Source organism: Klebsiella grimontii (genome assembly GCF_042137965.1).
Lineage (GTDB): Bacteria > Pseudomonadota > Gammaproteobacteria > Enterobacterales > Enterobacteriaceae > Klebsiella > Klebsiella grimontii.
Genome location: NZ_CP169721.1, coordinates 5001116 through 5015436 on the forward strand (window position 1 = coordinate 5001116; position 14321 = coordinate 5015436).

Annotated in this window: 13 protein-coding genes; 12 read left to right on the forward strand and 1 reads right to left on the reverse strand. The window is 57.8% G+C overall.

Annotation, left to right across the window (positions count from 1 at the left end):
- From ACE3MN_RS23455 to trpS, 12 genes are all read left to right on the forward strand, one after another.
- Positions 1-1143, forward strand: coding sequence for a 1-propanol dehydrogenase PduQ (locus tag ACE3MN_RS23455; protein WP_004133059.1), 1143 nt, complete (start codon positions 1-3; stop codon positions 1141-1143).
- A gap of 25 nt (positions 1144-1168) precedes the next feature.
- Positions 1169-4555 (forward strand): choline trimethylamine-lyase, encoded by a 3387-nt coding sequence (cutC, locus tag ACE3MN_RS23460; RefSeq protein WP_102650387.1) that lies wholly within the window; start codon positions 1169-1171, stop codon positions 4553-4555.
- Between the two features lie 44 nt (positions 4556-4599).
- Positions 4600-5553, forward strand: coding sequence for a choline TMA-lyase-activating enzyme (gene cutD / locus ACE3MN_RS23465; protein ID WP_369816539.1), 954 nt, complete (start codon positions 4600-4602; stop codon positions 5551-5553).
- A gap of 12 nt (positions 5554-5565) precedes the next feature.
- Positions 5566-5994: a BMC domain-containing protein gene (locus tag ACE3MN_RS23470; protein WP_004133064.1), complete on the forward strand. Its 429-nt coding sequence runs from the start codon at positions 5566-5568 to the stop codon at positions 5992-5994.
- Complete coding sequence (locus ACE3MN_RS23475; protein ID WP_014837302.1) at positions 5991-6611, forward strand: phosphate propanoyltransferase; 621 nt, start codon at positions 5991-5993, stop codon at positions 6609-6611. Before ACE3MN_RS23470 ends, ACE3MN_RS23475 begins: the two co-directional genes overlap by 4 nt.
- 12 nt (positions 6612-6623) lie before the next feature.
- Entirely contained in the window at positions 6624-7325 is a 702-nt protein-coding gene (locus ACE3MN_RS23480) for a hypothetical protein (protein WP_004133066.1), read from the forward strand.
- Between the two features lie 3 nt (positions 7326-7328).
- Positions 7329-7748 (forward strand): DMT family transporter, encoded by a 420-nt coding sequence (locus tag ACE3MN_RS23485; protein ID WP_004133067.1) that lies wholly within the window; start codon positions 7329-7331, stop codon positions 7746-7748.
- Between the two features lie 17 nt (positions 7749-7765).
- Entirely contained in the window at positions 7766-8095 is a 330-nt protein-coding gene (locus tag ACE3MN_RS23490; RefSeq protein WP_004108688.1) for a DMT family transporter, read from the forward strand.
- 241 nt (positions 8096-8336) lie between these two features.
- Positions 8337-8432, forward strand: a complete 96-nt coding sequence (tnaC, locus tag ACE3MN_RS23495; RefSeq protein ID WP_004098218.1) for a tryptophanase leader peptide — start codon at positions 8337-8339, stop codon at positions 8430-8432.
- Between the two features lie 123 nt (positions 8433-8555).
- Complete coding sequence (tnaA, locus tag ACE3MN_RS23500) at positions 8556-9944, forward strand: tryptophanase (RefSeq protein WP_004128455.1); 1389 nt, start codon at positions 8556-8558, stop codon at positions 9942-9944.
- Between the two features lie 138 nt (positions 9945-10082).
- The gene (mtr, locus tag ACE3MN_RS23505; RefSeq protein WP_024360451.1) at positions 10083-11339 is read left to right on the forward strand and encodes a tryptophan permease; all 1257 of its coding nucleotides are present in this window, start codon (positions 10083-10085) and stop codon (positions 11337-11339) included.
- A 206-nt stretch (positions 11340-11545) separates the two neighbouring features.
- The gene (trpS, locus tag ACE3MN_RS23510; RefSeq protein ID WP_064411475.1) at positions 11546-12553 is read left to right on the forward strand and encodes a tryptophan--tRNA ligase; all 1008 of its coding nucleotides are present in this window, start codon (positions 11546-11548) and stop codon (positions 12551-12553) included.
- 275 nt (positions 12554-12828) lie between these two features.
- On the opposite strand, the gene ACE3MN_RS23515 is transcribed toward trpS, so the two are convergent.
- Positions 12829-14226: a GGDEF domain-containing protein gene (locus tag ACE3MN_RS23515; protein ID WP_024360453.1), complete on the reverse strand. Its 1398-nt coding sequence runs from the start codon at positions 14224-14226 to the stop codon at positions 12829-12831.
- Between the last annotated feature and the right edge of the window lie 95 nt (positions 14227-14321).

The following is a 14321-nucleotide window of genomic DNA, read 5'->3' on the forward strand; positions in this document are numbered from 1 at the left end:
ATGAGTGAATTTTTGCTGAAACCCCGGATTCGCTTTGGTCAGGATGCGCTTGCCATCCTGAACGAGCTGCCCGCCCGCAACGTGCTGCTGGTCACTGACCAGGCGATGGTTAAGTTTGGCCTCGCCGATCGCGTCACGCAGATCCTCAATGCGCGCGGCATCGCTTTCCAGGTCTGGGACGACGTGGTGGCCGACCCGGATATCGCCACCGTAGTGCGCGGTATGAAGCGGATGGATAGCAGCTATCCGGATCTGGTTATCGCGCTGGGCGGCGGTTCGGTGATTGATGCAGCCAAAGCGGTTATTTTCGCCCTGGCGCAAACCCGTCCGGACGCTCACCGCGAGCCGCCCTGCTTTGTGGCGATCCCCACCACCAGCGGCACCGGCTCGGAAGTCACCGCCTTTTCGGTGGTGAAGGCCCACGCCGAGAAGCTGGTGCTGGTGGACCCGTCGCTGCTGCCGGATATCGCCATTCTTGACCCGGCTCTGGTGGCCTCGGTGCCGCCGGCGATCACCGCCGATACCGGGATGGACGTGCTGTGTCACGCGCTGGAAGCCTATGTCTCCCGCGCCGCCAGCGACTTTTCCGATGCGCTGGCGGAGAAAGTGGTGCAGCAGGTGTTTAGCTACCTGCCGACCTGCTGGCGTAACGGCGGCGACCTGCTGGCGCGCGAAAAGATGCACAACGCCTCCTGCATGGCGGGTATGGCCTTCACCAACGCCTCGCTCGGCATCACCCACAGCCTCGCCCACGCGCTGGGCGGCGTTTTCCGCGTGCCGCATGGTCGCGCCAACGCGCTACTAATGGCGGAAGTGGTGGCGTGGAACGCCGATTATCAAGGGCAGTGCGCTACCGATGCCGCCCGCAAATATGCCCGATTAGCCCATCTGCTGGACCTGCCTGCGGCCAATACCCGCCAGGGCGTCGCCAGCCTGCTGGTCGCCATTCAGGCGCTAAAAGACGAAATGAGCATGCCGACCGGTATTCGCGACACCGGCATCGATGCTGCCGATTTTGAACAACGGCTGACGGAGATGGTCGGCCAGGCGCTGCGCGACAGCTGTACGCCGACGAACCCACGCGCGCCGGACGCTCACGCATTAACCGAACTCTATCGCCGGGCGTGGACCGGTAACGCCTGATAACAAGAACTGGAGAACCTTACCCATGGCACACTACAGCTTAACGCCGCGCGTCAAAGTGTTGGCAGAACGTTTACTCTCACAAAAAAGCACCCTGTGCACCGAACATGCCACCACGCTGAGCGCCCTTGATGGCGATATCGTCGGGGTTCCCGCCGCCGTCAAACCGGCGCGCCGCTTCTATGAACTGATGCGCCAGCTGCCGCTGAGCATCAGCGCCGACGAACTGATCGTCGGCAACCAGACCCGCAAGCCGCACGGGGCGATTTTCCACGACGAAAGCGCTACGCATCGCCCGTCCGCGTTCCAGTTTCTTAATCTGAACAGCGACCTCGACTCCCCGGACTATAAGCTGGTAGTGGAGAAAGGCGTGCTGGCGATAAAACATCAGCTGGAAGAGAAAACCCGCGCGCTGGGCAGCGCCGTCAGCCGCAGCGGCATGGACGAAGTCAACGGCTGCCGCGCTGCCATCTACGCCTGCGATGCCCTGCTGGCGCTGGCGCAAAACCTGGCCAACAGCGCGGAACAGCTGGCTGCCGCGGAAACCAACGCTTACCGTCGGGCGGAACTGCTGGACAGCGCCGCCATTCTGCACCACGTTCCGGCCCATCCGGCGCGCAGCTTCAAAGAGGCGTGTCAGGCCTTTTATCTGTTCCAGCTGGCGCTTCAGCTGGATAACGGCAGCTACGCCGTCAACCCGGAAGGCGCCGACAAAGCCCTGCTGCCGTACTACCAGCACGATATCAACAACGGCGCGCTGTCCCCGCAGCAGGCGTATGAAATCGTCGAATCTCTGTGGTTCAAGCTGGCGGAACTGAGTGAAGTCCGCGCCGCCTGCGCTATCGACGGTTATCCGATGTTCGACGCCCTGCTGCACGGCGCAAGCCTCGAGAACGCGCGCATCAACGAACTCTCCGACATGTTCCTGAGCGCGCAGCAAAACCTCAGCGCCCTGCATCTGCCGGTGCGTCTGTTCAGCGGCGCGAAGCCAGTTTCCGCCGCGCCGTTCGCTGCCTGTAGCGAAACGCCAGCGGCAGAAGGTTTAACCCCGCGTATGCAGCGCCTGCGCAACCACTACCTGACCGTGCGCCCGAGCGTCTCCATTTACCGCGCGCTGGCCTTTACCGAAGTGGTGAAAGCCAATCCGGGGATGCCGACGATTCTGCTGCGCGCCAAAGCCTTCCGCCACGCCTGCGAAACCGCGCCGATTCTGATTCAGAACGATGAGCTGATCGTCGGTCATCCGTGCGGCAAGCCGCGCGCGGGCGCGTTCTCGCCGGATATCGCCTGGCGCTGGGTGCGCGACGAACTCGATACCATGAGCACCCGTCCGCAGGATCCGTTTGAGATCAGCGAAGCAGATAAAAAAACCATCCGCGAAGAGATCGTACCGTTCTGGGAAGGCCGCTCGCTGGACGAAATCTGCGAAGCCCAGTACCGCGAAGCGGGCGTATGGGCATTCAGCGGCGAAACCTTCGTCAGCGACCTCTCCTACCACCAGATCAACGGCGGCGGCGACACCTGCCCGGGCTACGACGTGCTGCTGTTCACCAAAGGGATGAACGGCATTAAGGCCGACGCCGAGGCGCATCTCGCCAGCCTGAGCATGGAAAACCCGGAAGATATCGACCGTATCTACTACTACAAGGCGGCGATTGAAACCTGCGAAGGGGTCATTAACTACTCCCACCGCATCGCCGCCCGCGCCCGCGAACTGGCCGCGATTGAGCAGAACGCCCAGCGCCGCGCCGAGCTGCTGACTATCGCCGAGGTGAACCAGAACGTCCCGGCGAATCCACCGAAAACCCTGCAGGAAGCGCTGCAAAGCATCTGGACGGTCGAGTCGCTGTTTGAAATTGAAGAGAACCAGACCGGCCTGTCGCTGGGTCGCGTTGACCAGTACTGCTACCCGATGTTTGAAGCCGATATCCGCGAAGGCCGCCTGACCCACGATAGCGCGCTGGAGCTGCTGCAGGCGTTTATTATCAAGTGCGCCGAATTGATGTGGATGTCCAGCGAGCTGGGGGCGAAATATTTCGCCGGCTATCAGCCGTTTATCAACCTGACCGTCGGCGGCCAGAAGCGCTCCGGCGGCGATGCCTGTAACGACCTGACCTATCTGATTATGGATGCCGTGCGCTTCGTGAAGGTTTACCAGCCGTCGCTGGCCTGCCGTATTCACAACCAGTCGCCGCAGAAGTACATGGAAAAAATCGTTGACGTGGTGAAAGCGGGGATGGGCTTCCCGGCCTGCCACTTCGACGACTCCCATATCAAGATGATGCTGCGTAAAGGCTTCGATTTCGAAGACGCCCGCGATTACTGCCTGATGGGCTGCGTCGAACCGCAGAAATCCGGCCGCATCTATCAGTGGACCTCCACCGGCTACACCCAGTGGCCCATCGCCATTGAGTTCGTTTTAAACCGCGGCCGGATGGTGCTGTTCGACAGCTATCAGGGGCTGGATACCGGCGACCTGCGCGACCTGCGCACTTTCGAAGAATTCGACGCGGCGGTGAAACAGCAGATCGCCCATATCGTGCGTCTGTCGGCGATCGGTACGGTCATCAGCCAGCGCGTGCACCGCGACGTGGCGCCGAAGCCGCTGATGTCGCTGCTGGTGGAAGGCTGCATGGAAAAAGGCAAAGACGTTGCCGCCGGCGGCGCGATGATCAACCACGGCCCGGGACTGATCTTCTCCGGTCTGGCGACCTACGTCGACTCCATGGCGGCGATTCGTAAGCTGGTATTTGAAGAGAAGAAATACACCCTCGAGCAGGTGCGCGACGCGCTGCTGGCGAACTTCGAAGGCTTCGAAGGCCTGCGCCGCGACTGCCTCAACGCGCCGAAATACGGCAACGATGATAACTACGTTGACCAGTATGCGCTGGATATCACCGAGTGGACCGAGCGCGAGTGCCGTAAGTACAAGATGCTCTACTCCACCCTGAGCCACGGCACCCTGTCTATCTCCAACAACACGCCGATCGGCGAGCTGACCAACGCCACGCCGAACGGCCGCCTGGCGTGGATGCCGCTCTCCGACGGCATCAGCCCGACTCAGGGCGCGGATAAGCAGGGTCCGACGGCGATCATCAAGTCGGTGAGCAAGATGAACGTCGAAACCATGAACATTGGCATGGTGCACAACTTCAAGTTCCTCAAAGGGCTGCTGGATACCCCGGAAGGTCGTCACGGCCTGATTACCCTGCTGCGCACCGCGTCGATTCTCGGCAACGGCCAGATGCAGTTCAGCTACGTCGATAACGAAGTGCTGAAAAAAGCCCAGCAGGAGCCGGAAAAATACCGCGACCTGATCGTCCGCGTCGCGGGCTACAGCGCCTACTTCGTTGAGCTGTGCAAAGAAGTTCAGGACGAAATCATCAGCCGCACGGTGATTGAGAAGTTCTGATAAAAACACGGACGTTGGTGGACAAGGATGTCCAGGCTATTTTTGTGGGGGCAAATGTGAATAAAGAATTAACCGGGCGAATTTTCAATATTCAGAAATATTCGATCTATGACGGCGATGGTATTCGCACGCTGGTTTTTTTCAAAGGCTGCAATATTCGCTGCCCGTGGTGCGCCAACCCGGAAGGGCTGGCCAGCCAGTTTCAGGTGATGTTCTCGCAGGATAAATGCATTAACTGCGGCGACTGCGTTAACGTCTGCCCGGCGGGTATTCATTATCGGGCGGAAGAAAACGGCGAAATGAAGCATTTCGTCAATCGTAATAAAGACTGCATCGGCTGCCGCAAGTGCGAAGAGATCTGCACCCAGAACGCGCTGGATATTATGGGCAAAGATGTCACCGTCAGCGAACTGATGGACATCATCATGCAGGACTACGACTTTTATATCTCCTCCGGCGGCGGCGTCACCATCGGCGGCGGTGAAATGAGCCTGCAGACCGATTTTGCCGTCGCGCTCTTTAGCGAATGCAAAAAGATGATGCTCAATACCGCCGTGGAAACGCAGGGCACCACGCCGCTGGCTAATTATCAAAAGCTGGCGCCGGTGACCGACACCTTCTTATTCGATATTAAGCAAATTAACAGCGAGCAGCATAAAGCGTTATTTGGCATCGGTAACGAAGGCATTCGCCGCAACCTGGAGTGGCTGGTCGATTCTGGCGCTAACGTCATTATCCGCATGCCGCTGGTTCGCGGCTATAACGACTCGTTCGATGCCATTACCGGGGCCATTGATTACGTACAAAAGCTGGCGAAGCGCGGAAATATCCGCCGCATCGATATGCTGCCTTACCACCAGCTCGGGCGCAAAAAATATGAGCGCCTCGATATGCCCTATCCCATTACCCGGGACCCAACGTATTCCGCCGCAGAGTTAGACCGGCTGGAAACGTTCTTCACGCAGTTTGATTTTGATATTCGCTTAGTCCGCCATTAACAGGAGCCGACAATGAAAAGTTTAGGCGTAATTGAAACGCGAGGATTAGTTGCCGCCGTTCAGGCCGTGGATGCCGCCTGTAAAAGCGCAGGCGTGTCCTGCATTGGCTACCGCAAAGTCGGTTCGGGGCTGGTGAGCGTCTGCTTTGAAGGTGAGATCAGCGCTATCCACACCGCTATCGAACGCGGCGTCGCCGTCGCCGCGCTCATCGACCCGCAGGTCAAATCCCTGACGATCGCCCGTCCGGAGCGCAGCATCGTGGACGCCCTCAGCGCCCTTAAAGGCCGTCCGCCGCGCGCGGAAGCTGCCGCTGCCGCGCCGCTTGAGGCTGAAGCCGTCGCGCCCGCCGCTGTGGAAACAAGGGAACCCACTGAACCCGCCGCCGCGCCTGCGCCGACGGAAGATAAAAACGCGGCGATGAGGAAAGGGAAGAAGGCATGATCGACACCCTGCTCCATGAAAAAATCGCCGCCCGCCTGAGCCACGTTGCTCCGGCTATTCCGGTCGGCATCTCTAACCGCCACGTCCATCTGGCGCAGCAGGACGTCGAAGCGCTGTTTGGCAAGGGCTACGTCCTGACGCCGTTTAAACCGCTGCGCCAGCCGGGGCAGTTCGCGGCCCAGGAGTGCGTCACCGTGGTCGGTCCGAAGGGCTCGCTCACCCAGGTGCGCGTCCTCGGCCCAACCCGCCCGGTATCGCAGCTGGAAATCTCCCGCGCCGACTGCTTTACCCTCGGCATCAAAGCGCCGGTTCGTGAATCCGGCCAGTTGGAGAACGCGGGCAGCGCGCTGCTGATCGGTCCGGCTGGCCACGTTGAGCTGCGATCTCAGGTGATCTGCGCCTGGCGGCATATCCATATGTCGCCGCAGGACGCCCGCCAGTTGAACGTCGCCAACGGCCAGAAGGTTAGCGTACGCAGCGATGGCGAACGCCAGTTGACCTTCGATGAAGTGGTGGTGCGGGTGCGCGAAGACTTCGCGCTGGAGTTTCATATCGATACCGAAGAGGCCAACGCCGCCGGCTTGAAAAACGGCGCGCAGGTCACGCTCATCGGCTAACGGAGGCTCGCCATGACCAACCAACAGATGGAAGACCTGGTTGAACGCATTATTCAGCGTCTGCGGCCGCCGGTACTGGTGATGGTGACCGCCGCGGCGGGATACCGGCAAGCTATTCGCCAGCGGCTGGCCGGCTGCGGCGAGAGCCTACACCTGGCGCTGGAGAGCGGGATTGACGACGGCGAGCAGTGGCAGGCTATCGGTAAAACGCTGGCGGCGGCGGACTGGCAACATGCGCTGCCTTCGGCCTCGTATAAGGCGCTGCTGCTGCCGTTTCTCGACTACCCGCTGGCGGCGGATCTGCTGAAGGGTTCCCTGCACAGTCCCGTTGCCCGCCGCGTGCACGATGCCCTGCTGAGCGGCCTGCCGGTGCTGGCGCTGCGCTATCACTGCGATCCCGCTAGCGAGCTTAACCAGCTGCGGGGCGCGCAGCCTGATACCGCTTACGCCGGGCATATGCAGGCCACGCTGGCCCGCCTGGCCGAATGCGGCGTCACGCTGTGCACCATGAACGAATTGCTGGAGAAGCTGGCGTCGGGTCGCGAAGCGACGGCGGCGCCGGCGAGCAGCCCGCGGCGTTATCTCACTGTCACAGACGTGGTGAATAATCCGGCGCTGGCCTGTACCCCTGAAGCGCAGTTGACCGATGCCGCTAGCGATTTTTTAAAAAACAGAAAAAAGAACCTTACCTTAAATAGTAAACCCGGAGTTTAACTTATGTCTTCAAAAACAAAGTGTTGGCTATGGATGCTGCTGGTTATCGTTTCCGAAACCTCAGCCACCTCCACCCTCAAAATGTTCGGCAGCAGTGAAGGGATGACCAAAATGCTGCTGCTCGGGCTGCTGGTGCTGCTGTACTGCACCTGCTACTACTCGCTGTCCCGCGCGGTGAAGGATATTCCCGTCGGTCTGGCCTACGCCACCTGGTCCGGTACCGGCATCCTCGTGGTGTCGACGCTGGGAATGGCGTTTTACGGCCAGCACCCGGACACCGCCGCCATTATCGGTATGGCGGTTATCGCCAGCGGTATCGTGATCATGAACCTGTTTTCCAAAATGGGTAGCGAAGAGAGCGAGGAAGCGCCCGCGCAACCGGCCGCTGCCGCTGCATCTCTGGACAAAAAAGTCGCCAACTAACAAAAAAGGAATGACCTATGTTTAACCTCGGATTTTTATGGCTGGCGCTGTCTATCGGCTCCGAAATCACCGGCACGTCGATGATCAAAAAGACCAACGGCTTCAGCAAGCTGGCGCCGTCGGTGCTGGTGGTCTGCGCCTACGGCCTGTGCTACTTCGCCCTCACCCGCGCGATGAGCACTATTCCGGTCGGCGTTGCCTACTCGCTGTGGTGCGGCTTTGGCATCGTCGGCGTCACGATTTGCTCAATGATCCTCTATAAGCAAAAACCGGATATCCCGGCCATCCTCGCCATGGTGCTGATCATCTCCGGCGGCATCATTATGAACGTCTTCTCCAGCATGTAAGCTCCGCCAGCGCCTTCATCGATTGCGGTGAAGGCGCTAAAAACCTCACTTAATAAACCGTTATTGGCGTAATAAAAAAACAAAAAACCATCGCCTGCTAATCAATAACGCTAAAAAGACGACAAGCGTCAAATTTTTATACTCCGCTTATCGATAAATAATTTTTTGTGATTTTAATCGTGGTTATTTTCTCATTTTACCTTATTTTTATGGCATCCCTTCACCCACAGAGGACGATGTCATGACGCAAAAATCGATTTATCGTCTCATTGCCCAGGGCGGCCTGGACGACTGGTATAATTTAGATCACCGCATCTCCAACGACTTCCCTCGTTAATTCTCCGCTGCTGTTCACTCTCTAAAAAAATTAATTCAGCACTGCGTTTAGTCGCTATTTGTTGCGCTTTTTATTTGTCGCCAAATAGCCAAACGCGGCACAGCATCCCCATGGAGAAAATAAATGAAACGTATCCCTGAGCCGTTCCGCATTAAAATGGTCGAAAACATTCGTATGACCACTTTTGACGATCGCGTCAAAGCGCTGGAAGAGGCGGGCTATAACCCGTTTTTGCTCAATAGCCAGGACGTGTATATCGACCTGCTGACCGACTCCGGCACCGGCGCGATGAGCGACCATCAGTGGGCCGGGCTGATGATGGGCGACGAAGCCTACGCCGGGTCGCGTAACTATCAGCATCTGTGCGAAAAGGTCAAAGAGATTATCGGCTATCCCTATACCATTCCCACCCACCAGGGGCGCGGCGCGGAGCAGATTCTGTTCCCGAGCCTGATTGCTCGCCGCAAGTCGGCGCATCCGGTGTTTATTTCCAACTTCCACTTCGATACCACCGCCGCGCACGTGGAGCTCAACGGCGCGAAAGCCATTAACGTGGTGACGCCGAAAGCCTTCGACACCACCTCGTGGTACGACTGGAAAGGCAACTTTGATATTGATTTGCTGAAAGCGACCATCGCCGAACACGGCGCGGAAAACGTGGCGGCGATTATTACCACCGTCACCTGTAACAGCTCCGGCGGCCAGCCGGTATCGCTGGCGAATATGCGCGAGGTGTATCAGATTGCGCGTCAGAATAATATTCCGGTGGTGATCGACTCCGCCCGCTTCTGCGAAAACGCCTGGTTTATTAAACAGCGCGAAGAGGGCTACGCCGATAAATCGGTGAAAGAGATTATTCTTGAGATGTACCAGTACGGCGATATGCTGACCATGTCCGCCAAGAAAGACCCGATGGTGAATATTGGCGGCCTGTGCTGCTTCCGCGATGACGAAGATCTCTTCAACGAAGTGCGCATCCGCTGCGTGCCGATGGAAGGCTTTGTCACCTACGGCGGCCTGGCGGGACGCGATATGGAGGCGCTGGCTATCGGCCTGGAAGAAGGAACCAACGAGGATTACCTCGCTTATCGCATCAATCAGGTGGAATACCTCGGCGAACGCCTGCGCGAAGGCGGCATTCCGATTCAGTATCCGACCGGCGGCCATGCGGTGTTCGTCGATGCTAAGCTGCTGCTGCCGCATATCCCACCGGAGCAGTTCCCGGCGCACGCGCTAAACAACGAGCTGTATCTGGAAGCGGGCATCCGCAGCGTGGAAATCGGCTCCCTGCTGCTGGGCCGCGATCCGCAAACCGGCAAACAGAAGGCGTCGCCGATGGAGCTACTGCGCCTGACCATTCCGCGCCGGGTTTATACCAACGATCACATGGACTATATCGCTGATGCGCTGATCGCCGTTAAGGCGCGCGCCGCCACGATTAAGGGTCTGACCTTTACCTATGAGCCGCCGGTACTGCGCCACTTCGTCGCCAGACTGAAACCGGTGAAATAAATAACGTCCTGGCGCTCTCGCAACGGGAGCGCCATTAATTTAAATCCATCTCTTTAAGCTCAATCATTCGGGTTGCGCCGGGTAGCCGTTTGCCCGCAGCCCGTTATTTACTATATAGCCACGTGAGGAATGCACCTTATGGCTACATTATCAGTCTCAAAAGCGGTCTCAACTAATACACCATCGCTGATTGGCGGAGCGATGATTATCGGCGGCACGATTATTGGCGCCGGCATGTTTTCTTTACCGGTGGTGATGTCCGGCGCCTGGTTTTTCTGGTCGCTGCTGGCGCTCATCTTTACCTGGTTTTGTATGCTGCACTCCGGGTTAATGATCCTCGAAGCCAATCTTAACTATCATATTGGCGCCAGCTTCGACACGATTACCAAGGATTTACTCGGAAACGGCTGGAATATTATTAACGGCCTGACCGTCGCCTTCGTATTATATATCCTGACCTACGCCTATATTTCCGCCAGCGGTTCAGTTATTCAGCATACTTTTGCGCAAATGGATCTCGCGGTACCGGCGCGCTTAGGCGGCCTGGCGTTCGCGCTGGTGGTCGCCTTTATCGTCTGGCTAAGTACGAAAGCGGTAAGCCGGATGACGACTATCGTACTGGGCGCTAAAATCCTCACCTTCTTTATGACCTTCGGCGGACTCATGTGGCACGTGGAGCCCGCGATTCTGTTTAACCGCGCGGAGGGCAATGCATCCTATCTACCCTACGTTGTGATGACGCTGCCGTTCTGCCTGGCTTCATTTGGCTATCACGGCAACGTCCCCAGCCTGATGAAGTACTACGGTAAAGATCCGCTTACCATTCGCCGCTGCCTGCTGCTCGGCACGCTGATGGCGCTGGTGCTGTATATCATCTGGCTGGTCGGCACGATGGGCAATATTCCGCGCCCGGCGTTTATCGCTATCGCCGAAAAAGGCGGCAATATCGACGTGCTGGTGCAGACCTTAAGCGGCCTGTTGAACAGTTCGACCCTCGATTTATTGCTGACCGTCTTTTCCAACTTCGCCGTCGCCAGCTCGTTCCTGGGCGTGACTCTCGGCCTGTTTGATTATCTGGCGGATCTGTTTAAGTTTGACGATAGCCGGCTGGGGCGGTTTAAAACCGCGCTGGTGACCTTTCTGCCGCCGATCGCCGGCGGGCTGCTGTGGCCTAACGGTTTTATCTACGCTATTGGCTTCGCCGGTCTCGCCGCCACCGTCTGGGCCGCTATCGTCCCCGCCCTGCTGGCGCGCGCCTCACGCAGGCGTTTCGGCAGCCCGAACTATCGGGTATGGGGCGGCAATGCCATGATTATCCTGATTTTGTGCTTCGGCGGCGCCAACGCAATAATTCATATCTTATCCAGCTTTAACCTGCTGCCGGTTTATCGCTGAATGAAAAAGGGCTTTTACTGCCGCGGCTTTTCGTGGCAGGATAAAAAGATGAACAGAAACGTTGTCATTTCTCACCTCCGCCGTTGGTGGCTGCCTGCATAACAGGCGGCAAGATGTCACGTTTCCTCTATTCAAAGCCGCCGGAAGGCGGCTTTGTTGTTTTTGAGTGTCGCCCTTCGGCCTGATAGCATCCTAAGGAGTCACTCATGAGCACCAGCCAAACTATTCTGACCGGCGACCGTCCTACCGGCCAGCTGCACCTCGGACACTACGTCGGTTCCCTGCGCCAGCGCGTGCAGCTCCAGCATGACCACCAGCAGTTTATCCTCGTCGCGGATCTCCAGGGACTGACCGACAACGGCAGCAATCCGCAAAAAATCAGCAGCAATATCCTTGAGGTGATGGCCGATTATCTCGCCGTCGGCATCGATCCGCAGAAGACCACCATTTGCCTGCAATCCGCCCTGCCGGCGCTGGCCGAACTCAGCGCGCTGTATATGAATATCGTCACCGTCGCCCGGGTTGAACGTAATCCGACGGTAAAAAATGAAATCGCTCAGAAGGGGTTTTCCCGCTCGCTGCCGGTGGGATTTTTAGCCTATCCCATTAGCCAGGCCGCCGATATCACCGCCTTTAAGGCCGAACTGGTGCCGGTCGGCGACGATCAGCTACCGATGATTGAACAGACCAACGAGATCGTGCACAAAATGAATAGCCTGACGACGACGCCGATCTTACGGCACTGCAAAGCGCTGCTCAGCGACGTCAGCCGCCTGCCGGGCATCGATGGCAATGCCAAAATGTCGAAATCGCTGGGGAACACGCTCACCCTTTCGGCCAGTGAAGAGGAGATCCATCGTGCGGTCAGCGCCATGTACACCGACCCGAATCACCTGCGGGTCGCCGATCCGGGCCAGATAGAAGGCAACGTGGTGTTTACTTATCTCGATGCATTCCATACCGATAAAACCTTCGTGACCGAAATGAAAGCCCACTATCAGCGCGGAGGGCTGGGAGACAGGCAGTGCAAAAACGCGCTGGAGACCTGCTTACAGGAGCTGCTGGCGCCGATACGCGAACGCCGGGCGACCTATATTCAGGATAAAGGCATGCTGCTGGCGCTGCTGCGCCGGGGAAGCGAGCGAGCGCACGAACTGACACAACTGACGCTGCATGAAGTAAAACGCGGCCTGGGGCTGCCGGTGCTGTTTTGAGGCGCGGAGATCTCGCCGCACTGAAATCCGCTGCCGCATCTCTCCCGGGGCGGCGCTTGACGCGCCTTGCCCGGGCTACAGGTTCACAGCCGTCTGCAGCCAGGTAGCCCGAACAGGCGCAGCGCGCCGCCTCCGGGATGGCGCCCGACCGGAAGATATTCTGCGGTTTATTCCCCGGTGGTGGCTGTCGCCTTACCGGGCTACGGGTTTACTGCCGTCTGCGATCAGGTAGCCCGGACAGGCGCAGCGCGCGCCTCCGGGAAGGGCTCGGCAGATTAATTCCCGTCGCCTTCATGCAGCTTCACGCAGTTGCGCCCATCGCGCTTGGCGACGTACAGTGCGCTGTCGGCGTCGCGCAGCAGAAGATTGTAGTCCGGGTGACCGGTGTGGACGGCGTAGCCGATGCTGGCGGTAATCGAAATCTCATTGTCAGCGCCAACGCTAAACGCCAGCTGGCTGATTTTTTTACGCAGCCGTTCAAGGATAGTAAAAGCTTCCGCCGCGCCAGTCTCCACCAGTACCAGCAGAAACTCCTCGCCGCCGTAGCGGAAGATATAATCGCTGGAGCGAATATTATCGCTGAGCAGCTCCGCAACGTGCTTGATGGCCCGGTCGCCGACCATATGGCCCCAGCTATCATTGATCTCTTTAAAGTGGTCGATATCGATAATCGCCACCGTCATCGGCAGCTCATACTCCATCGCCAGCGTCACTTCATGCTTGAGGACAACCGGCAGATAGCGGCGGTTCAGCAGGCTGGTCAGCGAATCCTTACCGCTTTGCATCTGCGACAGGCTGCTAAAGAGTACTCCCAGCTGGCTGCCGATCTGCTGGCAATGGATATGAATCCCCTGCAGCAGAGCCTGCGTATTTTTATACTCAGAACCGTCCGACGAGGATTTCCAGGCAGATAACAGCGCATCCACCTTGCTAATTAAGTCGGCGATCTCCTCCATTTGCGGATTTTTGTTAAAATAACGCACGCATTTATGGCGGAACCACAGACCAAATTCCGAATCAGATAATAACGCGCCGTTAATATCTGTCTTATTATCGCTAACGATATTAAAAATAGCGCTATTTTCCCATCCGGAGAGCGAGGCCTGCTGCTTGCCATATTCCAGCGGCACGTTATCCATCAGGCTATACAGGCGGTAGGCCTCTTCATTTTTTGTCGCCCGATAGTGCGACAGGGTATAGGCGTGGCACATCATCTCTACCGCCATGTTAATGGCCATGATGGCGTAGTAGATGGCGGCGACGCTGGTTTCGCGATCGAGGTGACTATCGCGGATATTTTCAATCAGCCCGGCTTTCAGCTGGCGCGCGCCGCGAAGCACGGCCTCTGCCGGGATACCGATACGCGAATGGATGCTGCCGATCAGGTACTGCCGCTCCGCCAGCGCCTGCAAATTTTCTTTCTCACACATCAGGATATCTTTCACCCACCCGGCCAGCGAGCTGCTGAGCCGCTCCTGGACTAAATCATAGGTAAGATGCCTGGCGATATCCGGGTCCTGAAAAATAAAGTCATAGAAACGGGTCGCTAACGCCTCCGCCTGCTGCCCGGCTATATTTTTAAGTACCGCCTTCACCTCCGGCGTCAGGCTGTCGTACAGCGGCAACCATTCCTTAAAAATAATTGAGATATATTTTTGGCTTTCATCTTTCATTGAATAAAGCGCTCGCCTGGCGTGAATGTATTTTCAGGGCCGGAGATCATACAACAGTTCTCCTGGAGCAACCAGATTAAAAATGCGCCAGTTCC

Excerpts from the sequence above, each read along its gene's own strand:
- ACE3MN_RS23455 (WP_004133059.1), top strand. The coding sequence starts at position 1 with ATGAGTGAATTTTTGCTGAAACCCCGGATTCGCTTTGGTCAGGATGCG.
- cutC (WP_102650387.1), top strand. The coding sequence starts at position 1,169 with ATGGCACACTACAGCTTAACGCCGCGCGTCAAAGTGTTGGCAGAACGT.
- ACE3MN_RS23470 (WP_004133064.1), top strand. The coding sequence starts at position 5,566 with ATGAAAAGTTTAGGCGTAATTGAAACGCGAGGATTAGTTGCCGCCGTT.
- ACE3MN_RS23475 (WP_014837302.1), top strand. The coding sequence starts at position 5,991 with ATGATCGACACCCTGCTCCATGAAAAAATCGCCGCCCGCCTGAGCCAC.
- ACE3MN_RS23480 (WP_004133066.1), top strand. The coding sequence starts at position 6,624 with ATGACCAACCAACAGATGGAAGACCTGGTTGAACGCATTATTCAGCGT.
- ACE3MN_RS23485 (WP_004133067.1), top strand. The coding sequence starts at position 7,329 with ATGTCTTCAAAAACAAAGTGTTGGCTATGGATGCTGCTGGTTATCGTT.
- ACE3MN_RS23490 (WP_004108688.1), top strand. The coding sequence starts at position 7,766 with ATGTTTAACCTCGGATTTTTATGGCTGGCGCTGTCTATCGGCTCCGAA.
- tnaC (WP_004098218.1), top strand. The coding sequence starts at position 8,337 with ATGACGCAAAAATCGATTTATCGTCTCATTGCCCAGGGCGGCCTGGAC.
- tnaA (WP_004128455.1), top strand. The coding sequence starts at position 8,556 with ATGAAACGTATCCCTGAGCCGTTCCGCATTAAAATGGTCGAAAACATT.
- mtr (WP_024360451.1), top strand. The coding sequence starts at position 10,083 with ATGGCTACATTATCAGTCTCAAAAGCGGTCTCAACTAATACACCATCG.
- trpS (WP_064411475.1), top strand. The coding sequence starts at position 11,546 with ATGAGCACCAGCCAAACTATTCTGACCGGCGACCGTCCTACCGGCCAG.
- ACE3MN_RS23515 (WP_024360453.1), bottom strand. The coding sequence starts at position 14,226 with ATGAAAGATGAAAGCCAAAAATATATCTCAATTATTTTTAAGGAATGG.